Raw genomic sequence first — 21,268 nt, forward strand, 5'->3', positions numbered from 1 at the left:
ACCCCCGACGTCATGCGGACGGAGAGCCCGCCGGCAGGGCTTCGGCCGCAAACTCGCCACCACGACGTATCATGGCCCGCATCGAATCCTTGGCCGGGGGGAAATCGTCTCGGCCGCCGCGTTCCCGAGCCAAGCCCCGCCGCAGAGCATGTCCGAGACCGTCACGTCCCCGACCGTCGCCTTCCTCTCAGGGAGCGGGCAGATGGGCGCGCGCATGCGCGCCCACGACTGGTCGGCCTCGCCGCTCGGACTGCCGGAAACCTGGCCGCAGGCCCTGCGCTCGGTCGCGAGCCTGATGCTCGGTTCCCGGTTCCCCATGTTCGCCGCCTGGGGGCCGGACCTCGCCTTCGTCTACAACGACGCCTACGCGGAGATCCTGGGCGACAAGCACCCGGCCGCCCTCGGGCGCCGCTTCCGCGAGATCTGGCCCGAGATCTGGCCGGACATCGCACCGCTCATCGACAAGGCCTTGGCCGGCGAGGCGACCTGGGCCGAGAACCTGCCGTTCACGATGAACCGGCACGGCTATGACGAGCGGACGTGGTTCACCTTCTCCTACTCGCCGATCCGTGACGATGACGGCGCGGTCGGCGGCATGTTCTGCTCCTGCACCGAAACCACCGCCAGGGTGAGGGCCGAGGAGGCGCTGCGCGCCAGCGAGGCACGGGCCTCGGGCGTGCTGGAGGGCATGGGCGAGGGCTTCATGCTCCTCGACCGCGACTTTCGCATCCTGCAGATGAACGCTGAGGGCTTCCGGTTGGAGGAGAGGCCGCCGGAACAAGTGGTCGGACACTCGCACTGGGAGGTCTACCCGGGCTCCGAGGCCATGCCCATTGGGCAGATGTACCTGCGCGCCATGCGCGAGCGTGTCTCGCTCACGCTGGAGCACCGCTACGTATGGCCGGACGGGCATGCGGCTTGGCTGGAGGTCCGCGCCTACCCGCACCCGGAAGGCCTGGCGCTGTTCTACCGTGATGTGACCGAGAGGCGGGAGCGCGAGGACGCTCTGCGCGAGGCGGAGGCGCGATTTCAGACCATCGCCAACTCCATCGACCAGATGGTCTGGTCGACGAAGGCCGACGGCTACCACGACTACTACAACCAGCGCTGGTACGACTTCACCGGCGTACGGGCGAGCTCGACGGACGGCGCGGAGTGGGAGGGCATCGTCCATCCCGACGACAGGGAGCGGACCTGGGAGGTGTGGAGCGCATCCCTTGCGACGGGCGAGCCCTACCGGATCGAGTACCGGCTGCGCCATCATACTGGGCAGTACCGCTGGACGCTCGGCCGCGCCCTGCCGATGCGCGACGCCGCCGGACGCATCACGCGCTGGTTCGGGACCTGCACCGACATCCAGGACATCGTCGAGGCGCGGGACGTGCTCACGCGCTCGCGCGAGGAGCTCGAAGGGCTGGTGGCTGAGCGCACGGCCGACCGTGACCGCATGTGGCGGCTCTCCACCGACGTCATGCTGGTCGCGCGCTACGACGCCGTCATCGAGGCGGTGAACCCGGCCTGGACGACGCTGCTCGGCTGGGGCGAGCGCGACCTCGTCGGCGGCGCCTTCATGGACCTCGTCCATCCGGACGACGTCGCGCCGACGCTCGCCGAGGTCGGCAAGCTCTCGGAGGGCCTGACCACCCTGCGCTTCGAGAACCGCTACCGGCACAGGGACGGCGGCTACCGCTGGCTCTCGTGGACCGCCGTTCCGGCCGAGGATCTCATCCACGCGGTCGGCCGTGACGTCACGGCCGAGAAGGAGGCGGCGCAGGCGCTCGCTGAGACCGGGGAGGCGCTACGCCAGTCGCAGAAGATGGAAGCGGTGGGCCAGCTCACCGGCGGGCTCGCCCACGACTTCAACAACCTGCTCACCGGCATCTCGGGCTCGCTGGAGTTGCTGCAGACGCGCATGAGCCAGGGCCGCCTGACCGAGATCGACCGCTACATGACGGCGGCGCAAGGGGCGGCCAAGCGCGCGGCAGCGCTGACCCACCGGCTGCTCGCCTTCTCGCGCCGGCAGACGCTCGACCCGAAGCCGACCGACGTGAACGCCCTTGTCCACGGCATGGAGGAGCTGATCCGCCGGACCGTGGGGCCGTCCGTCCATATCGAGGTGGTCGGTGCAGGCGGGCTTTGGCCGGCGCTGGTGGACCCAGGCCAGCTTGAGAACGCGCTGCTGAACCTGTGCATCAATGCCCGCGACGCCATGCCGGACGGAGGCCGCATCACGGTCGAGACCGCCAACCGCTGGCTCGACCATCGCGCCGCCCGCGAGCGCGACCTGTCGCCGGGACAGTACCTGTCGCTCTGCGTCTCGGACACTGGCACGGGCATGACCCCCGACGTCATCGCCAAGGCATTCGATCCGTTCTTCACTACCAAGCCCATCGGCCAGGGTACCGGCCTTGGCCTCAGCATGATCTACGGCTTCGCAAAGCAGTCGGGCGGACAAGTGCGCATCTACTCGGAGGTCGGGCAGGGCACGACCGTGTGCCTGTACCTACCGCGCCACCACGGCGACGTCTCCGCCACCGAAAACCTTTCAGACCTCACCGACGCACCCCGGGCCGAGCCCGGAGAGACGGTGCTCGTCGTCGACGACGAGCCCTCCGTGCGCATGCTGGTGGCCGAGGTGCTGGAGGACCTGGGCTACGCGGCCATCGAGGCGGCGGACGGCCCCTCCGGGCTGCGGGTGCTGCAGTCGGACGCGCGCGTCGACCTGCTGATCACCGACGTCGGCCTGCCCGGCGGCATGAACGGGCGGCAGGTGGCGGACGCCGCCCGCGTGACCCGGCCCGGCCTGAAGGTGCTGTTCATCACCGGCTATGCCGAGAACGCGGCGGTCGGCAACGGCTACCTGGAGCCCGGCATGCAGGTGCTCACGAAGCCGTTCGTGATGGAGGTGCTTGCAACGCGTATCCGGGACATGATCGAGGCGTGAGGCAGGCTTGCCCGGGAGCGGCCATGCAGCGAGATCCCGGCCTCGGAGCAAGGTCTGCAGGCCTACCGGAACCAGCATGCATTCTTGCCGTGTCGGTGAATTGGATGCGTCCGGTCAGCTCGAACAGGCCACCCGGGTTACGGGCACGATGCTCAGGCAGAACCGGCTACCGGGGCAAGGCATCCATCGCGGCTCGGCGCATCCTATAGCCCTCGTAGACGTTCGGTCGGCTCCACGACCTGCTTCGCCTTGATGGTGCCGGGCTCGTTGGAAGCCGCGAGCCCCGGTGTTGATTGCGCCCCGTCGTCGAGCAGGTCCACGACGAGAAAGGCTTCCTCTCGTCCGAAATGGTATCGGTCTTCGCGTCGCCGGTGAGCCTTCGGTGACGGGAGCCCAGGTCGACCTCGCCGATGGTTGGCCAGACAGGCGCCCCATTGCGTTGAATCAATGCACGAGGTCTCGGAGACCTCAATTTGGTCGCGGGATTTGGAATCCCGGGTCGCTTGGGCAACGCGGCCCGCTCTCCGAGGAGGCGGCATGCTGGTCGATACGCGCTCGTGCGAAAGTTCCGCGCACGCCTGTAGCCACAAACGCTCGGAGGACGGATGCGCCGACTGCAAGGTCAGGCTGATCAGCGTCTGCTCCGTGCTGGCGCTGGCCGAGCTGGAGGAGCTTGAGCTCCTGAGCCAGCACCTGTCCTTCGAGAAGGGCCAAGCCCTGTTCGGTCAGGGCGAGGCGGCGAACTCGGTGTACAACGTCATCGAGGGCGCGTTGCGCCTGACGCGGCTGTTGCCCGACGGGCGGCGCCAGGTGATGGGTTTCGCGTTGCCGGGCGATTTCCTCGGCCTCGCGCTGCAGGAGCGCCACTCGGTATCGGCCGAGGCGTTGGGGCCGGTGAAGACCTGCCGCTTCGGGCGCCACGATTTCGCCGCCGTGGTGGAGGCGAAGCCGCATCTCCTCAGAAGCCTGCACGAGCGGGCCGGCTACGAGCTGAACCTTGCCCAGGATCAGATGCTGCTGCTCGGGCGCCGCACGGCGGAGGAGAAGGTCGCCGCCTTCCTGCTGTCGCTGCGAGACCGGTTCGCGCGAACCGGCCGTTGCTCCGTCACTGTCGAGCTGCCGATGGGCCGTCAGGACGTGGCTGACTATCTCGGCCTGACCATCGAGACGGTCAGCCGCATTCTGTCCCGCCTGGACCGCGCCCACACGATCCTGGTCGTGCCGGGCGGCGTGCGCCTGCTCGACCAGGACAGGCTCCGGCGTTTGGCGGCGAGTTGACGCCGCTAGCGCTCCAGCGACTTCAGGTAGGCGATGAACGCCTCGGCCTCGTCCGGGTCGAACCGGAACTCCGGCATCGTCGGATGGCCGGTGCGGATGCCCTCCGTCAAAGCCTCCGCCAGGTCGTCGACCGGGTAGCGCTCGTGGAGCGACCGGAAGGGCGGCGCCTGCGGCAGCGGGCTCGTACCCGTCCTGCCGATGGCGTGGCACCGGGCGCACTCCCGGCGCGCAAGTGCCCGTCCCCGTTCGACCTGCCTGTCCCAGGCGGCCGCAGGCTCGGCCTGGAGGCAGGGCAGGAGCGCCAGCGCTCCCGCCGCGACGGCACGTAACGCGCGCATCAGTGGCACATCAGGCAGCAGAGGGGCGAGTCCCGCAGGATGTCGCGGGTCACGCCGCCGAACAGCCATTCGCGCAGGCGCGAGTGACCGTAGCCGCCCATCACGATCAAGTCGGCGTCCTGGCGCTTGGCGAAACGCAGGATCTCGTCGGCGATGTTCCCGGGCGGTGCGTTCACCAGGTGGGTGGTGACGTGCGCGCCGTGGCGGGCCAGCAGGTCGGAGACCTCCTCCGCACCCTCGAAGCGCGCCTCGCTGCCGGCGGAGACGACATAGACCTGGTCGGCGCCCCGGACGAAGGGAAGGGCCGCGCTCACCGCGCGGCGCGCCTCCGGCCCGTCCTTCCACGCCACGACGATACGGGCGGCCCGGAGGCTGTCGAGGCCGGGCGGCACGACCAGGACGGGACGGCCGGCCTCCATCAGCACCAGCCCCGGATCGGCCGCCATCTCGTCCCCGCCCTCGCGACGCGTCTCGCGTCCGACCACGACGAGGTCGGCACCGCGCGCCTGCCGGACAAGAAACTCCTCGGCCCCGGCCTCGGCCTGGCGCCAACCGGTGCGGATGTCTCCGACGATGCTTTCCTCGAAGATGTCCTTGGCCCGCGCCAGGTCCCCGACCAGCCTGGCGCGTTCCTGGTCGTAGGACGCCTGCGCCGCCACGAGGTCGGGGGCGGGACCCGGACCGGGGAGCTTGCGTGCGGCGATCCCCGTCAGCGCGGCCTCGAACCGCGTGGCGAGGTCCGCGGCGACGCGGGCACGGCCGGCGGCAGCCGCGCCCGCGTCTAGGGAAACCATGATGCTGGCGATGGACATGGACGCCTCCTTCAGTGCGCGGTCGCGGATGTTTCGGACGGACCTTCCTCGACCGGTGCCGTCCCGGCCTTGATCCAGCTCAAGAACCGCTACCGGGCGCCCTGGCCCGGCGCGAGCTCAAGCGAAGCAGCCCGCCTGCAGTGCTTCGAGAGGGTCGGGGTCCGACGTTCCGGCGCCGAACGTACGGGTTCCCACCCGCGCGGCCGCCGGCGCGTGACCCATGCCCGTCCCGGGAATGCCGTTCGTCGAGCTAGGGGGACCGGGCCGATTCGGGATCCGGGCGTGCCGGACGCCCATGGCACCGCGCCGGCGGTCGAACCCGCTTGCCAGGGCCGTCGGCAGGGCGAACCAGACCGTTCCCCAGAGCATGAGCCACTCCTCCGGGCCCGGCATCGTGATCGGTCGAACGTCTTCCGTGTGCATCATGGGCGTTGCTCCTCGGACCTGCGGGCAAGGCGTCCCCAGGGGCAAGGGGACCTCGGCCGGCCCGGGCCGGTCGAGGCGGACATGCCTCCCGCACGAGCCCGCCGCACCATGTCCCCTGCCTCAGGCGGCCGCGGCGAGCGCGCGCGCGATCTCGTCCTTGAGGTGCAACCGCTCCAGCCGGGAGGCCCGTTCGGTTTCCTCGGAGACGGGCTCGATGCGCTCCTCCATGCGATGCAGGGCACGGTTCACGACATGGTAACGCTCCACCAGGGCGCCGAACCGGCCGTCGGCGTACCTCAGCGCCCGGATGCGGCCGGCCTGGCCCGGAAACTCCTCGGCGAGGTCATGGGGGACATGGGACATGCGAAGTCTCCTCTCGGGAGGCCGGGCCGCTCGGAACCCCGCGAAGGGTCGCTGGGGCGGCTTCCTGCCCCGCGTTGGGCAGATTGGACCGGACGGACCGCGCCATCCTTGATCCAGCGCAACGACGCGGCCGAGGAAGGCGTCGTCCCGTCGGCTGACCCGGGGGCGTGAACCCCGGCCTCCGGGCAGGCCCAGCCCGCCCCTCCCCGTGCGCCCCCAGGGCCCGTCACGGTTCGGCGCATTCCGCCGATGGCGAGGCCGGAACGGTGCACCGGGCCGGCCCTCCGCACGCGCGGACGGCGTCCCGGGTCGGGTCGGGTCCGGCCGGATGAAGGATCAGGGGCGGCTCCCTTGAGGAGGCCGGCCGTCATGTGCAGGCGACCGCCACCGCTCCCGACGCGGCCTCGCCCGGATTCGGGATGCGGGCGCTCGCCGGTTCGAGCAGAGCCGCGACATGGGCCTCGACCGACCGAGCCAGACCGACGAGGTCGTAGCCTCCCTCCAACAGCGAAACGAGGCGGCCGCCGCACACGTCGTCGGCGACCGCCATGACCTGCTCGGTCGCCCAACGGAAATCCGCTTCCGTGAGTATGAGGTCGGCCAAGGGGTCGCGCCAATGCGCGTCGAACCCGGCCGAGATCAGGATCAGGTCCGGACGGAAGGCCCTGATCCGAGGCAGCACGGACGTGCTCAGGCCCGCTCGGAACGGCGCGCCGTCGGCACCCGCGGGGAGCGGCACGTTCACGACGGTATTGTGCGCGCCGCGCTCGGACGCCGCGCCGGTCTCCGGATACCAGGGCCACTGGTGGAGCGAGCAGAAGAGGACGTCCGGATCGCCCGAGAAGATCTCCTGGGTCCCGTCGCCGTGATGCGCGTCCCAGTCCAGGATCGCGACGCGCCCGGCACCATGGGCCGCACTGGCCTGGCGGGCCGCGACCGCGACGTTGTTGAAGAAGCAGAAGCCGGCCGCCCGCGCCCGGCCGGCATGGTGACCGGGCGGGCGCATGGCCGAGAAGGCGTTGCGGACCTGCCCGGTCATCACCTCGTCGACGGCTTGGACGGCGGCACCGGCGCTGCGCAAGGCCGCCTCCAGGGTGCCGGGGGAGACGTGCGTGTCGTCGTCCATCCCCGGGAGGACGCCCCGGCGCAACCCTGCGATCACGGCCTCGACATAAGCCGCGTCATGGGCCCGGAGGAGCGCGGCCTCGGCGACCAGGGGGGCGTGCTCGCGCACGAGGCCGGCGAAGCGTTCCTGCTCCAGGCAGCGCTCGATCACCCGGACCCGGTCGGGCCGCTCGGGATGCCAGGGCGGCGCGAGGTGAGCGAGGGCCGCCGTGTGCGTGAGGTACAGGGTCGTCATACATCGCCTCCCCGTCGTGCTTCGAGATCGTTCTTGTCGTCCGCGGTACCCCGTGTCCCGATCGGATCGTGACGGTCCGGCGCTCCGGGGGCATCCCATGCGCCGCTCCGCGCCGCCTCGAAGTCCGTGCCGCCGGCGACTTCCTGAGCGCACGAAGCGCGCTTGCCCGGGTTTCCGAATCCCTTTCCGAGCGAACCGGCGGCAGCTCGATCCGTCGTTGACCTGGATCAAGGCCGTGGGTCGCCGGACCATCCATCCGCCTGGCAGGTTGTCGGTGGGGCTCCCCGCGGGCGCACGCGTTCAGGAGGCGATCATGGCGGGGACCTTCGGCGACAAGGTCGAAGACGACCTTTCCGGCACGCGGGATCAGGCCGCTGCGGGCGATGTCCCGGCCACCGGAAGCCCCTGGGCCTTGTTCGAGGCGTGGATGGCGGAGGCGAGGCGCGCCGAGCCGAGCGACCCGCACGCGATGGCCCTCGCCACGACGGGTGCGGACGGTTTGCCGGACGTACGGATCATGCTTCTCAAGTCCTACGACGCGCGCGGCTTGGTGTTCTTCACCAACGGCCGCTCCGCCAAGGGCGTGGAACTGGCAGAGAATCCCCGAGCCGCCGTCGTCTTCCACTGGAAGAGCCTACGCCGCCAGGTCCGCGCCCGGGGCACGGTCGTGCCGGTCACTCCGGAGGAGGCAGACACCTACTTCGCGTGCCGTCCGCGCGAGAGCCGCATCGGCGCGCTCGCCAGCCGTCAGTCGCATACGCTCGCCGATCGTGAGACCCTGCTGCGTGACGTCGATTCCCTGGCGCGGCGCTTCGAGGGGAAGCCGGTGCCCCGGCCCGAGCACTGGCTGGGTTTCCGGATCGCACCGGTCTCCCTGGAGTTCTGGCAGGAGCGGGCCTACCGCCTCCACGACCGGGTGCGCTTCGAGGAGGCTGCAGGCGGCTGGGCCGCGATGCGGCTTTATCCTTGAGGAGACCATGGCCGATCCGCGCTTCGCCTCGCCGAGTTGGCCGCTCCGACCCGGGGCCGGTTCCCGCGCTCCGCGGGAGCTGGACGATCTCCTCGCCCATGCCCGTACCCACGACGCGGTGGCGGAGTGCCTTGCAGACAAGGCGTTCCGGCTCGATCCTTCCGGCTCGTCGCCGGTCTTGCGGCCCTTGCGCCGAATGGTGCGCGACCATCGGATCAGGGCGCTGCTGCTGCGGGGGCGGGCCGCCTGCATCCGAAGCGACGATCCGCCGGGGACGCCGAGTTGAGGGCGCTGCCTTGTCGTTCAGCCGGCCAGGTGGTTCAGGGCGCGCACGTCCCGCAGCACCACGGCGCGGCGGTTCGGCGGCAGCTCGATCAGGCCTTCCCGCTCCAGCTGGGTCACGGCGCGCGAGACGCTCTCGACCGTCAGCCCGAGGTGGTCGGCCATGTCGGCGCGCGACATCGGCAGCTCGATCGCCGCTCCGCGGGATGCCATGCGCCGCGAGAGGCCGAGCAGGAACGTGGCGATCCGCTCCTTGGCCGACTTGCGGCCCAGCAGCAGCATGTGGTCCTGCGCCCGCTCCAGGCTCCGCATCATCGCGGCCACGACCTCGCGGGCCAACGTGCCGTCGTCGCCCGACAGGGCGTGCGGCTCGCGACGATGGACTGCCAGCTTGGTCTCGGTGACGGCCTCCGCGTTGAACCGATGCTCTTCGCCGGCCTCCACGCCGAAGATGTCGCCCGGCAGGTGGAAGGCGTCGATCTGCCGGCGTCCGTCGGAGAGGAGCTTGTAGGTGCGCACCACGCCCGTGACGACCTTGTAGAAGGTCGCCGCCCGGTCACCCTCGGCGAAGATCTCCGCGTCGGCCTCGTAGGTCCGCCGCATCCCGCCCCGAAGCTCGGCTCCGGCCCGAATGGAGGGGGCCTGCGCAACGCCCTCGTTCAGTAAGGCGGTCGCGAAGACGGGGGCGAGGCCGGCGGTGGCGAGGACGGTTTGCATGGAAGCCTCCGGGTGTCGGAACGTGGCTCCATGGCTACGCCCCGCGCGGTGGGGGCGAAATTCCGGTGCTTCTCTTAGGGGGCGCCCCTAAGGGATTCTACGGAGGCGGCCGGACCGCGCCCTCAAGCGGAGGCCGCGAGGGCGTCGTGGATTCCGTCGAGGAGCGATCCGTCCTCGAACGGCTTCTCGATCACGCGACGGAATCCTGCCCGGGCGGCGCGTCGTTGCAGGTCGCCCGACGGCCGGGCGGTGACGAGGATGGCCGGGAGGTCGACGTTGCGGTCGCGCAGGCGCCCGACGAGTTCGAACCCGTCCATGTCCGGCATCCAGTAATCCACCACGAGGCAACCCGTCGCCGGCAGGGACCCGTCGCACAGCAATTCGGCTCCGTCCCCGTAAAGGCGGACGTCGAGCCCTTCGAGCTCAAGGGCGAACTTCAGGGAGTGGCGTACGGCAGCGTCGTCGTCGACGACGAGCACCGGTCCGGCGTGCTTCGGCATGGTGGCGCCCTATCGTTCCGACCCTTCACCTATGCCGGGCGTCGCGACCGCGCCTTGATTTGCCTCAAACGCGATCCGGTCCAAGTCCGAGACGCGCGGCCAGCCCTTCCGCGCTTCGGAGGCTGAAAATCCACGCGATCAAGCGGTCCTGCGGGACTCGGTTGATGCCGAAGGCATCGCCATCTTGCTCGGGACGGGGTGGAAGGTCGTGAAGGACCTGAACGCCTTGAGCCTCCTCATGCCCTGGGTTGCCGGCGGATGGGCGAGGAAGCATGACTACCTACCGGCGTTGGGAGGTACGGGGTCTACCCCTGGGCTGACAGGTGGCACTTTCCCGGTATGATGGGCGAGGACGGTTGATGGCCCATTACCCTCGGGTCCCCTCAACTCGTGGTGAGGCACTGCCGGCTGGCTTTTCCAAAACAGCCGACGGTGCTTCAGCCCGCGAACCGGTCGGGCTCAGACGGGCGAGACCAAGGAAGCGGCGAGGGATGGACGGACAGTCAGGCCTGTCCAGGCGCCGGCTGACTGCGAGCGATGGGTGCGTACCGAGCTATAGGATATGAACTCGGCTCTCCTGCCGTTCTGCTTCCATGTCCAGCGAGGCCCCAGCGACGCCGTACGGGAACGCGCGCGGCCAGCCGATCTAATCCATAGCGTAAGCTACATCGCGTAGCGCTTTCCGCAGCCCCTGCCCTGTGCGTGCTCCCGGCTAACGACCACCTCGCACGCAGCAGGAACGAAGAAGCCTCGGCGCAGAGCCGGAGCTGATCCGAGGCGGTAGAGCTCGGTGACCTCAGCGCGTCGTCGCGGCGTCGGCAACGACCTGCCGGGCTGCCGGGGCGGCAGCGGTCAGGCTCGGCGTGGTGGTCAGCTCGGAAGCCGGACGCACGGCTGCAGTGGCGCGGGCCTGCTCACGGTACAGCGGCGGGGTGAGGTTGATGCGCTCGTCAGCCATCGCGGGGCCCGCCACGGTGGCGGAAGCGAAGGCGGCAAGGGCGAGAAGCTGGATGCTACGCATGGGATCGTCTCCTGTGTGGTCGTCCCGGAAGGCGACCGATGGAGCGATTGAACCACAGGTTTTGTGCATTGCGATGTGCACTCGGCGCAATGCACCATAATGCGAGCCACAGCAGAAACGTCGATATTCTGCGCTCTCATGAGGGGAATGGATGGTGGGTGGACTAGCGAGCTATGCGTGCAGCTATCGGCAAAAAAACTTTGACGTCGTAACAATCTTTTTTGCGGTGCGAGATATTGCAGATCTCTAGCCTTCTTGAAGGATAAGTTGCCGGCGGCAGGTGCATCCTGCACGATGTCCCTCTTCCCGACTGATGGTGCATGCCTCCGGGATCAGGTTGGTGGAGGGCCCGCCAATCAACTGAACCGGCGACGGTGCGCAAGGTTGAGCCGGTGCCCGGGGCTTTTCGTGCGCGGGTTTCACCCGGCTGAGCCGGCCAAGAGTGATCACAGCAGGCCGGGAATCCGAGGCGGCCGAGAGCGGCGGCAGCGGACGGCGGGACGTATCGAAGCCTGCCGACCGGACAAGACCTCGGTCCACGGACGTCAACGTCCGCCGTGCAGGTGTCCCGCGACGAGGGCCATCCGGACGAGTTCGGACAGGCTGCCCGCCTGCAGCTTCGACATGACGTTGGCCCTGTAGATCTCGACCGTCCGCGGGCTGATGCCGAGATCGTGGCCGATGACCTTGTTGGCCTTGCCGCCGACCAGCCCGTCCAGCACTTGGCGCTCGCGCTCGGAGAGGGCGGCCAGGCGTGCCCGCACCGCGTTGCTCTCGGCGGCGAGGCTCGCGTTCCGCTCCACCTGCGCCAGGGCCGACCTGACGCTGGCGAGAAGCACCTCGTCGTCGAACGGCTTCTCGATGAAGTCGATGGCGCCCGCCCGCATGGCCTCGACGGCGAGCGGCACGTCCGCATGGCCCGTCATGACGATGACGGGTGGCATCGGCCCCCTCTTGCGGAGACGGCGCAGGAACTCGATGCCGTCGACCTCGGGCATGCGCACGTCCGTGACGATGCAGCCGCCGGGGTCGGAGACGGCGGCGAGGAAGGCGCTCGCGGACTCGTGCACGCGGACCGCTAGCCCGTCGCTGGCCAGCAGGAAGGCAAGCGACTGCCGCACCGCCAGGTCGTCGTCAACGACATGCACGAGCGCGTCAGTGGGCATGAGCGAGCTCCTTTCGGTCGAAGGTGCGCAAGGTGAACCGGAAGGTCGTGCCGCCCGCGGGACCCTGCTCGGCCAGGATTTTGCCGCCATGGGCTTCCACGATGGTACGGCAGATCGAGAGGCCGACCCCCATCCCGTTCGCCTTCGTCGTCACGAAGGGCTGGAACAGCTGGGCCGCCACCTCCGGCGCGATGCCGCTGCCGGTATCGGCCACGCTCACCTCCACGAGCCCTTCCGCCGCGACGGCCCTCGTCGCGACGACGAGCTCGCGACGCGGCGCCTCCTGCATGGCCTCGATCGCGTTGCGGATCAGGTTGAGCAGCACCTGCTGCACCTGGATGCGGTCCGCCAGCACGAGGGGCGCGTCCGGGTCGAGGTCGAAGCGCACGCGCACGCCCTTCTCCTTGGCGCCGACGAGGGCCAGCGCGCTCGCCTCCTCGATGAGCTTGGGCAAGCCCTCTATGTGGCGCTCGCTCTCGCCGCGGGCCACGAATTCGCGCAGGTGACGGATGACCTGCCCCGCCCGCAGCGCCTGCTCGGCGGCTTGGTTCACCGCATCCGAGAGCACCGGGACCTCGGCTCCCTGCATCCGGCCGAGGATGCGCCGGCACCCCTTCAGGTAGCTCGCGATGGCGGTCAGCGGCTGGTTGATCTCGTGGGCGAGCGTCGAGGCCATCTCGCCGAGCGCCGTGAAGCGCGACATGTGCACCAGCTCGGACTGCAGCTCCTGCAGGCGCGTCTCGGTCTGCTTCCGCTCGGTCAGGTCCCGGATGAAGCCCGTGAAGTAGCGCTCGCCGCCCGAGCGCATCTCGCCGACCGACAATTCCATCGGGAAGGTCGATCCGTCCTTGCGCTGGCCGACGACGACCCGGCCGATGCCGATGATGCGCCGCTCCCCCGTCGCGAGGTAGCGGGCCATGTAAGCGTCGTGCTGGGTGCGGTAGGGCTCCGGCATCAGCATGCTGACGTTGCGGCCCGCGACCTCGTCCGGCGCGTAGCCGAACTGGCGCACCGCGGCGGCGCTGAACGACTTGATCCGCGCTTGCTCGTCGATGACCACCATGGCGTCGGGAACGGTTTCGAGGATCGAGCGCAGATGCGCCTCGCGGGCTCGCAGCTCCTCGTTGAACTGCCGCTGCTCGTCGATGCTGAAGACCACGCCCCGGTGACGGCACGGCCGGCCGTCCGGTCCGACCTTGACCCGCCCGCGCGAGCGCAGCCAATGGACCCCTCCGTCGGGGTGCACCGCGCGGTAGTCGACCTCGTAGCTTCCACCACTCGCCAAGGCGTGCCCGATGGCCGTCGCCCTGGCCGCGCGGTCGTCCGGGTGCACGACCGCTTGGATGGCGTCGAAGGTGGTCAGGCTTTCCGGCGGAACACCGAAGAGCCGGATGCAGGTGGGCGAGACCGTGACGCGGCCGGTCGGGATGTCCAGCGCCCAGCTGCAGATGCCTGCCTCGTCGAGCGTCAGCCTGAGCTCCTCGACGCCGAAGGGGTCCCCGCCGCTCGGCTGCGGGTTGGTCGGGCCTTCGGGCTTCGTCATGCGGGCCGCACGGGTCGATCGATCCCTTCGTTCGCTGAACTCCCGAGGCGGGTTTTACACCGTCGGGCAGGTTACGGAACACCCGGGCGCAATCGCGGCGGAGGACGCCGCCAGCCCCGCCGCCGGAGCCTCGTCCGGGTCCTACCACGCTGGCGTGCGGCCGCTGCGGCAATCCGCGGCGCGGCCGGCTCGGGACCCGTTCGGCCGGTCGAGGCTGCCGCACCGGGACGTTCGTGCTCGCCGCCTTGCAGTCGCGGGCGCCTTCGGCGCATCGCTCCTGCGGGTCCCTGCCGTCGTTCGCCGGCCTCCGACCGGCCGACCTGCCGGAACGATCCGGATCAGGCCGCGCGGCTGTGCATCGCTGCGGACGTCCCGAGATGTGCGTCGAAGGCGGCGGCGACGTTGCGCACGAAGGCCTTGGCGTCGTCCGGGATGCTGAGGACGCCGCCCTCGCGGCGGACCAAGCCGTGCTCCGCGAGCATCCGCAGCCGCGGGGTCGCGGCGAGGAGTTCGTCCGGGTCGCGGCCATGCGCCCGGCAGATCGCTCCGACATCGACCGAGAAATCGCACATGATACGCTCGATCAGGTCGGCCCGCAGGCGGTCGTCCGGCGTCAGCGCGTAACCTCTCGAGGTGGCGAGTTCGCCCCGTCCGATGCGCTCGACATAGGCGCGCAGGGCCGGCTCGTTCTGGACGTAACCCTGCGGCAGTCGCCCGATGGACGAGGCGCCGAAGCCGATCAGGGCGTCGGCGGGATCGGTGGTGTAGCCCTGGAAGTTCCGGCGGAGCATGCGCCCCGCGCGCGCCGTGGCCATCGGGTCGGTCGGAAGGGCGTAGTGGTCGAGGCCGATCCGGACGTAGCCGGCCTGGGCGAGCTTTTCGGCGATGGCCTCGGCCTGGGCGCGACGGGCGCCGCCGTCCGGCAGCGTCGCCTCCGCGATGTGGCGCTGGTGCTTCTTGAAGCTCGGCACGTGCGCGTAGCCGAACACCGCGAGGCGGTCGGGACGCAGGTCCAGGCATTGCCGCACCGTCTCGACGCAGGAGGCCACCGTCTGGTGCGGCAAGCCGTAGATCAGGTCGAGGTTGATCCCGCCGATTCCTGCCGCCCGCAACCCGGCGGTCGCCGCTTCGGTGAGCGCATAGCTTTGGCGGCGGCGGATCGCCTCCTGCACCACCGGGTCGAAGCTCTGTACCCCCAGGCTCGCCCGCGTGACCCCGGCCTCGCCGAGGGCACGGGCCATCTCGGCGCTGAGGGTGCGCGGGTCGATCTCGGCCGCGACCTCGGCGTCGATGTCGATCGGGAAGACGTCTCGCAGCATCGCGACGAGGTCGCGGAAGGCGTCAGGTGCCATGATGGTGGGGGTGCCGCCCCCGAAATGGACGTGGCGCACCCGTGGCCGGCCCTCGAGGCGGCTGGCGACGAGGCCGATCTCGGCGCGCAGGGTCGCGACGTAGTCGCGGATCGGGGCATCGTGCCGGGTGATGCTGGTGTGGCAGCCGCAGTACCAGCACATCGAGCGGCAGAAGGGCACGTGCAGGTAGAGCGAGGCGGTGGCGGCGGCCGGGAGCGTGCGCAGCCAATCCGCGTAGGTCCCCGCGTCCGCGGCGGCGCTGAAGTGAGGGCTGGACGGGTAGCTCGTGTAGCGGGGCAGCCGCTCCTCGCCGTAGAGCGTTCTCAAATCCTCGCGCATGCGAGTTCCTCACCGTCATGCTCGGGGCAAGGGAGCGCCTGAGCCTCGGGTGCCGCGATAGGGGGCCCTCGGCACGACCGCCTTGATGTGCCTCAACCGTGCCGGTGACTTCGCGGGACGGGCCTCCCCGACCCGTGCGCGGCGGCATTGTGGAGACAGCGACGCGGCATGCCGCCCCGTCGCATCCGGTCGTTCGTGGCCGCGGGCCGGGTGCGCCGGTCCCCGGTCGCATGCCCCTCGTCGAAAGCGGGCTCGCCGCCCGTTTCGCAGTCGGCCGTGCCACCGATGTACCGCACGGAGGGCAGCCCTGCGTGCGGCGGAAGCCAATTCGCTGGTCAGATCGGCAGGACCTGTGCTGGAACGCGGCATGCCCGTCAGCGCCTCCAACGAAGCCGTTCGGCTCACCGCCCTCCATCGCCTGCAGCTCCTCGATACGCCGCCGGAGCCGGCCTTCGATCGCCTCGTCGAGCTGGCCCGTACCCTGTTCGAGGTGCCGATCGCCTTGATCTCGCTCATCGACGCGGACCGGCAGTGGTTCAAGGCCAGGTGCGGCCTCGCTGCGAACGAAACCTCCCGCGACCTGGCCTTCTGCAACTTCACCATCCTGCACGACACCGTGTTCGTCGTGCCGGACGCGACCCGCGATCCTGCCTTCGCCGGCAACGCGCTCGTGACGGGCGAGCCGCACATCCGCTTCTATGCCGGGGCACCCCTGATCACGGAGCCGGGCATTCGGCTCGGGTCATTCTGCATCATCGACACCAAGCCTCGCCAGCTCGAAGCGGCCGACATCCGGAATCTCGTCAGCTTGGCGCAGGCTACCTTGAGCGAGATCTGGCTGCGGAGCCTCCTGGAGGGAAGATCAGGCCTCGGTTCGGCGCCAGGCAGTGCGCCATGCGCTCCCGCGATGAGCTTCGGACACCGGCAGGTTCTCGCAGGTGCCCAGATCCGTGCCGCCCGTGGGCTTTTGAATTGGACGATCAACCAATTGTCGGAAGCTTCGCAGGTGTCGGTCAACGCGATCAAACGGCTTGAGGCTGGTGGTGGCAGCCTGAGCATGCGTACATCAACGGCCGACAAAATCGTCGATACATTTGAAAGTCGAGGTGTAGTCTTCACGGGCCGGAGCGCTTCGACCGCCGGCGTCGCCTACTCCGGCAGGCAACCTAGGTTATGACTTGTCTTTTCGTCCAGGGTAGGAATTTTTTAAGATCTGATGGGCCATTTGGGCCACCAGCCTGCTCCTTGTGGTGGGATCCGCGCGTCGCAGGATCTGCCAAGGCTTCGAAGGTAATCAACTTCAGGGTTGAATGCGGCATGATCTTCGGTGGTCGTGAAACTTCGTCGATGATCGAGGCGCTTCATCGCTCGCAGGCTGTCATTGAGTTCGCACTCGACGGCACCATCCTGAACGCCAACGACAACTTCTTGCGCACGGTCGGCTATACGCTTGCCGAGGTGCAGGGGCACCATCACCGCCTCTTCGTTGATCTGACGGAGCAGGGCGGCAGTGCTTATCGCGACTTCTGGGCCGGGCTCGCACGGGGCGAGTTCCAGCGCGCCGAGTTCAATCGCCGCGCGAAAGGCGGTCGCCAGATTTGGCTGCAGGCGAGCTACAATCCCGTGCTCGACCGGAAGGGCAGGCCCTACAAGGTGGTGAAGATCGCCACCGACATCACCGAGCAGAAGCTGCGCACCCTGGACTTTCAAGGACAGATCGAGGCCGTCGGCCGCTCGCGCGGTGCAGTCGAGTTCGGCCTTGACGGCACGATCCTGTCCGCGAACCCGAACTTCCTCAGCACGGTCGGCTACACCCTGGCCGAGGTGCAGGGGCGGCACCACGGCATGTTGGTCAGCCCCAGCGAACGGGCGAGCCACGCTTATCACGACTTCTGGGCCGCTCTCGCGCGCGGCGAGTTCCAGCACGGCGAGTTCAAGCGCTTTGGCAGGAACGGGCGGGAGATTTGGCTGCAGGCCATCTACAATCCCGTCCTCGACGCTGGCGGCAAGCCGCTCAAGGTCGTGAAATTCGCCAGCGAGGTGACGCCCGAGAAATTGCGGATGGCCGACATCTTGGGTCAGCTCGCCGCCATCAACCGCTCGCAGGGCGTGATCCATTTCGAACTCGACGGCACGGTGCTCGACGCGAATGAGAACTTCCTCACCGTGGTGGGCTACGGCCTGGAGGAGATCCGGGGCAAGCACCACCGGATGTTCGTTGAGCCCGGCTATGCGAACGGGACCGAGTACCGTCGACTCTGGGAGAGCCTACGAGCCGGGCAGTATCGGTCGGACGTGTTCAAGCGCGTCGGCAAGGGCGGTCGGGAGTTTTGGATCCAGGCCAGCTACAACCCGATCCTCGACATGAACGGCCAGCCGTTCAAGGTGGTGAAGTATGCCACCGACATCACCGCCAAGATGACCGCTCAGGTGGCCGCTACCCACGCTTCCGGTCAGACGCTCGCCAGCGTGCGGATGGCGGCCGAATCGGCGGAGGGATTGAGCGCTTCCATCGGCGAGATCTCGCAAGGCTTGACGCATTCGCAAGCGGAGGTGGAGACCATTCACGAACAGGCGCAAGCCGCCGATCGCTCGACCGCGCAACTGAACGCGGCGACCACCTCGATGACGGGGGTGGTGGACCTGATCCGGGGCGTGGGCGAGCAGATCAACCTGCTGGCGCTGAATGCCACCATCGAGGCGGCGCGCGCCGGCGAGGCCGGCCGCGGCTTCGCGGTGGTGGCCGGCGAGGTGAAGAACCTCTCCGCTCAGGTGACCCGGGCGACGGGGCAGATCGCCCATGACATCGAGGCCATGCAGGGCATCTCCGGCGACGTGGCGTCCTCGCTATCGGCGATCACGCGGTCGCTGGCCTCGGTACGGGGGAACGTGACCGGCATCGCCGCGGTGGTCGAGGAGCAGAGCGCGGTCACGCGCGAGATCTCGTCCGGCATGCAGACGGCATCCCGGAGCGTCGCGGCGATCAACCAGGGCTTGCAGGCCCTGACGGCCTGAACCGTATCGAGGAGGCATCCGGTAAGGTGCGGTCGGCTCGACGGTGGGCTCGCATCTTCTCCCGCGGTGTGCCATCGCGCCGAAGCCGCCGACCCCGATTCCCTGCCTCCTCGGAATGCGCAGGTCGCGGGCCGGGCCCGCCTCCCGACTCAATTCGCCTGGGGCCCGCCTTGCCAGTGTCCTTGCGCCTTGAGGGCGCCGGCGACCTCACGGGGCATGTAGGTCTCGTCGTGCTTCGCGAGCACGGTATCGGCCCTGAACATGCCGCCGGGCTGCAACACGCCCTCCGCGACCACGCCCTGACCCTCGCGGAACAGGTCGGGCAACAAGCCCTTGTAGCGCACCGGGACCGAAGCTTTCGTATCGGTCACGGCGAAATCGACAGTCTGGTCGGGGCCGCGCCGGATCGACCCCTCCTGCACGAGGCCGCCGAGGCGAAGTCGGCTGCCGGCGGCAACTCCCTGCAGGCCGATCTCGCTCGGCGTACGGAAGAACACGATCGAGCCGCTCATCGCCGTCAGGATGAGGCCGACCGCCAGGGCCAGCACGGCTCCGCACGAACCAATCAGGAGCAATCGTCGGCGTTTACGTCGGGTCACGGCGGGGGTCGGTGCCTCACGTTCTGACGGTGCGGCGCCTCGGCCGCCAGCGGACCGGATCGTGCCGTGGCGGAACGACGGCGATTTCGTGAGCGCCCCGCCCCGTCGTTTCCGGGACGTACGAACGCTCATGCCGTCGAAGCGGCGCGGGGCCGGACGGACCCGTATCCTGCACTCGCCTTACTCTTCGCTCGCCACGCCCAGCCTTGACCTGGATCAACCGAACGTCCGGCGGTCGGCATCGGGATCCGGGACTTCGGTGCGTCCCGCGGGGCGGGATTCGCGTGAGCTGCTCGGCAGGATACGGCTTGTGCGGGAGCTCCAAGCCGCGGCTGCCCTCATCGGCGAGCTCGTGGCTGTAGCCGCTGGTCAGGAACGCCGGCCCGGCCCGGCAGGGCGCGGATCCCGGGGCCGAGGCTGCCGTCATCCTGCCCTGCATCGTCACGTCCGAGAACGCGTCGACGCAGGATCCGTTCGGGCCGGGATGGGCCAGCACCTGGCTCGCTTCGGCCGCCCAGGCGGTCTCGTGGCCGAATTCCTACCGAATCCGTCAGGCGAAGCGCCCCCCTCGACGTCGTCCTCCCCCGCGAGCACCCATCGTCCCGCGCCGCCGGTCTCCGACCGCCCGCGAAGCCGCGACCCGTGCCCTCGCGCCGTCCGCGCCCGACCTCGGGTAGGTATAGGGCGAAGGTCGTGCCGGGCCCGGGAGCGCTGGCGTCGCGATGTCGCTGCCAAACGCCTTGGCGAAGTCGAACACCTGGCCGAGGACGAGTCCCGAGCCCTTGGCGACATCCTTCGAGATAAGAGAACGGCTCGAAGAGCCGCTCGCACGCACTGCCGTCAACCGGACTTGGACCTCCCGCCGGCCGCATGGGCGTGCCGCCTTGTCGGGCTGGCAAGGGAGCGCACCTCCCCGTGGATCAGACCCTCGTGGTCGAGCGGCGGTGCCGTCCCGAACGCTCCCCTGCCGCGAGGGCGGCCGCCGCAGGCTCCTGAACGGACGGCCGCCGCGCGGACGACAGGGGCAGGATGGCCGCGGCAGCGAACAGGCAGAACGCTCCCGCGGCCAGGAAGGCCGGGAGGTAGCTCCCCATGCCGCTCCGGGTCAGGCCTGCCCCGTACGCCGCCGCGGCCGCGCCGAGCTGATGGCCTGCGAACACCCAGCCGAGGACGCGGGCCGCCCGTTCACGCCCGAACCGCGCGACGACGAGACTCGCCGTTGGCGGGACGGTCGCGATCCAGTCCAACCCGTACACCGCCGCAAACACGGAGAGTCCGACGAACGAGAGGTCCGAGAACGGAAGGCAGAGGAGCGACAAGCCCCGCAACCCGTAGAACCAGAACAGCAGCAAGCCCGCGTCGAAGCGGTCCGACAGCCAGCCCGAGGCCGCGGAGCCGACGAAGGTCAGGGCGCCCATGCCCGCGAGGAGGCTCGCCGCCTGGAGAGGCCCTACGCCGACGTCGGCGCACAACGGCACGAGGTGGGTTTGCACCAGGCCGCTTGTGCTTGCGCCGCAGACCGCGAAGCTGCCGAGCAGGGCCCAGAACAAGCCCGACCGCGCGATCCCGGCGACGGTGCCGCGATCGTTCCCTGCCGTCGGTGGCGAGGATGCGGGGTGGATTCCTCGCGCTCCGTAAGGGAGCGATCCCACATCCCCGGGCCCCTCGGGCACGAGGCACGACATGGCGGCCGTCGCGAGCGCGAGCAGGCCGCACGACGCGAGGATGCACCCGCGCCATCCCTGCGCCTCCGCGACGGCGGCGAGCGCCGGGAGCGTCAGCATCTGCCCCGCGGTCGCCGCGGCCCCGAACAGCCCGATGACGAGCCCGCGCCGCGTTACGAACCAGCGCGCCGCGACGGCCGTGCCGAGCGCCAGCGAGACCAGCCCGCTCCCCGCGCCGGCCAGCACGCCCCAGCACAGGACGAGGTGCCACGCCTGCGTCATGGCAAGCGACGCGGCGAGTCCGGTCGCGGTGAGCGCAAGGCCGCAACAGGCGGTGCGGCGCACGCCCCAGGCATCCACCAGCAAGCCGGAGACCGGACTCGCCAGCCCGAAGACGGCCAACCGGATAGCCAGCGCCGACGAGACGGTCGCGGCGTCCCAGCCGAATTCCCGGCCGAGCGGCGCAAGCAGCACGCTCGGCGCGCCGACGGCCGCGGCCGTGGCCAGCACGGCGAGGAAGGTCGCTCCGGCGACGTACCAAGCGCGATGGAGGCCGGACCCGCGGGCCCCCATCCCGAG

18 protein-coding genes are annotated in these 21,268 nt (G+C 69.7%); 6 read left to right on the forward strand and 12 right to left on the reverse strand.

The genetic code is table 11. The features are described from left to right. The first annotated feature begins 148 nt into the window (after positions 1 to 148). Together DK427_RS20205 and DK427_RS20210 are read left to right on the forward strand one after the other, a co-directional pair. Positions 149 to 2,944, forward strand: coding sequence for a PAS domain-containing hybrid sensor histidine kinase/response regulator (locus tag DK427_RS20205; protein WP_109952829.1), 2,796 nt, complete (start codon positions 149 to 151; stop codon positions 2,942 to 2,944). A gap of 537 nt (positions 2,945 to 3,481) precedes the next feature. Then, positions 3,482 to 4,222 (forward strand): cyclic nucleotide-binding domain-containing protein, encoded by a 741-nt coding sequence (locus DK427_RS20210; RefSeq protein WP_109952830.1) that lies wholly within the window; start codon positions 3,482 to 3,484, stop codon positions 4,220 to 4,222. Between the two features lie 5 nt (positions 4,223 to 4,227). Here the strand turns inward: DK427_RS20210 and DK427_RS20215 are convergent, their stop codons facing one another. The 4 genes from DK427_RS20215 to DK427_RS20235 all read right to left on the reverse strand — a co-directional run bounded on the left by DK427_RS20215 (position 4,228) and on the right by DK427_RS20235 (position 7,521). Next, positions 4,228 to 4,560 (reverse strand): c-type cytochrome, encoded by a 333-nt coding sequence (locus tag DK427_RS20215; RefSeq protein WP_109952831.1) that lies wholly within the window; start codon positions 4,558 to 4,560, stop codon positions 4,228 to 4,230. Then, on the reverse strand, positions 4,560 to 5,372 hold the full coding sequence (locus tag DK427_RS20220) for a universal stress protein (RefSeq protein WP_109952832.1): 813 nt from the start codon (positions 5,370 to 5,372) through the stop codon (positions 4,560 to 4,562). The genes DK427_RS20215 and DK427_RS20220 overlap by 1 nt, the downstream gene beginning before the upstream one ends. Before the next feature lie 546 nt (positions 5,373 to 5,918). Then, positions 5,919 to 6,161, reverse strand: coding sequence for an HP1242/YdcH family protein (locus DK427_RS20230; protein WP_109952834.1), 243 nt, complete (start codon positions 6,159 to 6,161; stop codon positions 5,919 to 5,921). Between the two features lie 367 nt (positions 6,162 to 6,528). Beyond that, positions 6,529 to 7,521, reverse strand: a complete 993-nt coding sequence (locus DK427_RS20235) for a histone deacetylase family protein (protein WP_109952835.1) — start codon at positions 7,519 to 7,521, stop codon at positions 6,529 to 6,531. A 313-nt stretch (positions 7,522 to 7,834) separates the two neighbouring features. On the opposite strand from DK427_RS20235, the gene pdxH reads away from it, so the two are divergent. Further along, positions 7,835 to 8,491: a pyridoxamine 5'-phosphate oxidase gene (pdxH, locus tag DK427_RS20240; RefSeq protein ID WP_109952836.1), complete on the forward strand. Its 657-nt coding sequence runs from the start codon at positions 7,835 to 7,837 to the stop codon at positions 8,489 to 8,491. Positions 8,492 to 8,498: 7 nt separating this feature from the next. Next, a complete protein-coding gene (locus DK427_RS20245; RefSeq protein ID WP_109952837.1) occupies positions 8,499 to 8,777 on the forward strand; it encodes a hypothetical protein in 279 nt (92 codons plus the stop codon). Between the two features lie 17 nt (positions 8,778 to 8,794). Here DK427_RS20245 and DK427_RS20250 read toward each other — a convergent pair whose 3' ends face one another. The 6 genes from DK427_RS20250 to hemN form a co-directional block, all read right to left on the reverse strand. After that, entirely contained in the window at positions 8,795 to 9,490 is a 696-nt protein-coding gene (locus tag DK427_RS20250; RefSeq protein ID WP_109952838.1) for a helix-turn-helix domain-containing protein, read from the reverse strand. Between the two features lie 122 nt (positions 9,491 to 9,612). After that, a complete protein-coding gene (locus tag DK427_RS20255; protein ID WP_109952839.1) occupies positions 9,613 to 9,990 on the reverse strand; it encodes a response regulator transcription factor in 378 nt (125 codons plus the stop codon). Between the two features lie 796 nt (positions 9,991 to 10,786). Next, a complete protein-coding gene (locus DK427_RS20260) occupies positions 10,787 to 11,011 on the reverse strand; it encodes a hypothetical protein (protein ID WP_109952840.1) in 225 nt (74 codons plus the stop codon). Positions 11,012 to 11,556: 545 nt separating this feature from the next. Continuing rightward, positions 11,557 to 12,177, reverse strand: coding sequence for a response regulator FixJ (fixJ, locus tag DK427_RS20265; RefSeq protein ID WP_109952841.1), 621 nt, complete (start codon positions 12,175 to 12,177; stop codon positions 11,557 to 11,559). Next, complete coding sequence (locus tag DK427_RS20270; protein ID WP_109952842.1) at positions 12,167 to 13,720, reverse strand: PAS domain S-box protein; 1,554 nt, start codon at positions 13,718 to 13,720, stop codon at positions 12,167 to 12,169. Before DK427_RS20270 ends, fixJ begins: the two co-directional genes overlap by 11 nt. Positions 13,721 to 14,058: 338 nt before the next feature. Next, a complete protein-coding gene (gene hemN / locus DK427_RS20275) occupies positions 14,059 to 15,411 on the reverse strand; it encodes an oxygen-independent coproporphyrinogen III oxidase (protein WP_109952843.1) in 1,353 nt (450 codons plus the stop codon). A 367-nt stretch (positions 15,412 to 15,778) separates the two neighbouring features. Between hemN and DK427_RS20280 the strand changes: the two genes are divergently transcribed. Together DK427_RS20280 and DK427_RS20285 are read left to right on the forward strand one after the other, a co-directional pair. Continuing rightward, positions 15,779 to 16,588, forward strand: coding sequence for a GAF domain-containing protein (locus tag DK427_RS20280; RefSeq protein WP_109952844.1), 810 nt, complete (start codon positions 15,779 to 15,781; stop codon positions 16,586 to 16,588). Positions 16,589 to 16,728: 140 nt separating this feature from the next. Next, complete coding sequence (locus DK427_RS20285) at positions 16,729 to 18,426, forward strand: methyl-accepting chemotaxis protein (protein WP_109952845.1); 1,698 nt, start codon at positions 16,729 to 16,731, stop codon at positions 18,424 to 18,426. A gap of 149 nt (positions 18,427 to 18,575) precedes the next feature. Here the strand turns inward: DK427_RS20285 and ccmE are convergent, their stop codons facing one another. Then, entirely contained in the window at positions 18,576 to 19,025 is a 450-nt protein-coding gene (ccmE, locus tag DK427_RS20290) for a cytochrome c maturation protein CcmE (protein WP_245930657.1), read from the reverse strand. Positions 19,026 to 19,945: 920 nt separating this feature from the next. Then, positions 19,946 to 21,199: an MFS transporter gene (locus tag DK427_RS20295; protein ID WP_245930658.1), complete on the reverse strand. Its 1,254-nt coding sequence runs from the start codon at positions 21,197 to 21,199 to the stop codon at positions 19,946 to 19,948. Positions 21,200 to 21,268 lie beyond the last annotated feature (69 nt).

Source organism: Methylobacterium radiodurans (assembly GCF_003173735.1).
GTDB classification, from domain to species: Bacteria; Pseudomonadota; Alphaproteobacteria; order Rhizobiales; family Beijerinckiaceae; genus Methylobacterium; species Methylobacterium radiodurans.

What these genes read in the sequence shown, in the direction of transcription:
- DK427_RS20270 (WP_109952842.1), bottom strand. Translation starts at nt 13,720, where the DNA reads ATGACGAAGCCCGAAGGCCCGACCAACCCGCAGCCGAGCGGCGGGGAC.
- DK427_RS20255 (WP_109952839.1), bottom strand. Translation starts at nt 9,990, where the DNA reads ATGCCGAAGCACGCCGGACCGGTGCTCGTCGTCGACGACGACGCTGCC.
- DK427_RS20220 (WP_109952832.1), bottom strand. Translation starts at nt 5,372, where the DNA reads ATGTCCATCGCCAGCATCATGGTTTCCCTAGACGCGGGCGCGGCTGCC.
- DK427_RS20280 (WP_109952844.1), top strand. Translation starts at nt 15,779, where the DNA reads ATGCCCGTCAGCGCCTCCAACGAAGCCGTTCGGCTCACCGCCCTCCAT.
- DK427_RS20235 (WP_109952835.1), bottom strand. Translation starts at nt 7,521, where the DNA reads ATGACGACCCTGTACCTCACGCACACGGCGGCCCTCGCTCACCTCGCG.
- fixJ (WP_109952841.1), bottom strand. Translation starts at nt 12,177, where the DNA reads ATGCCCACTGACGCGCTCGTGCATGTCGTTGACGACGACCTGGCGGTG.
- hemN (WP_109952843.1), bottom strand. Translation starts at nt 15,411, where the DNA reads ATGCGCGAGGATTTGAGAACGCTCTACGGCGAGGAGCGGCTGCCCCGC.
- DK427_RS20210 (WP_109952830.1), top strand. Translation starts at nt 3,482, where the DNA reads ATGCTGGTCGATACGCGCTCGTGCGAAAGTTCCGCGCACGCCTGTAGC.
- DK427_RS20230 (WP_109952834.1), bottom strand. Translation starts at nt 6,161, where the DNA reads ATGTCCCATGTCCCCCATGACCTCGCCGAGGAGTTTCCGGGCCAGGCC.
- DK427_RS20215 (WP_109952831.1), bottom strand. Translation starts at nt 4,560, where the DNA reads ATGCGCGCGTTACGTGCCGTCGCGGCGGGAGCGCTGGCGCTCCTGCCC.
- DK427_RS20260 (WP_109952840.1), bottom strand. Translation starts at nt 11,011, where the DNA reads ATGCGTAGCATCCAGCTTCTCGCCCTTGCCGCCTTCGCTTCCGCCACC.
- DK427_RS20245 (WP_109952837.1), top strand. Translation starts at nt 8,499, where the DNA reads ATGGCCGATCCGCGCTTCGCCTCGCCGAGTTGGCCGCTCCGACCCGGG.
- DK427_RS20250 (WP_109952838.1), bottom strand. Translation starts at nt 9,490, where the DNA reads ATGCAAACCGTCCTCGCCACCGCCGGCCTCGCCCCCGTCTTCGCGACC.
- DK427_RS20285 (WP_109952845.1), top strand. Translation starts at nt 16,729, where the DNA reads ATGATCTTCGGTGGTCGTGAAACTTCGTCGATGATCGAGGCGCTTCAT.
- DK427_RS20205 (WP_109952829.1), top strand. Translation starts at nt 149, where the DNA reads ATGTCCGAGACCGTCACGTCCCCGACCGTCGCCTTCCTCTCAGGGAGC.
- pdxH (WP_109952836.1), top strand. Translation starts at nt 7,835, where the DNA reads ATGGCGGGGACCTTCGGCGACAAGGTCGAAGACGACCTTTCCGGCACG.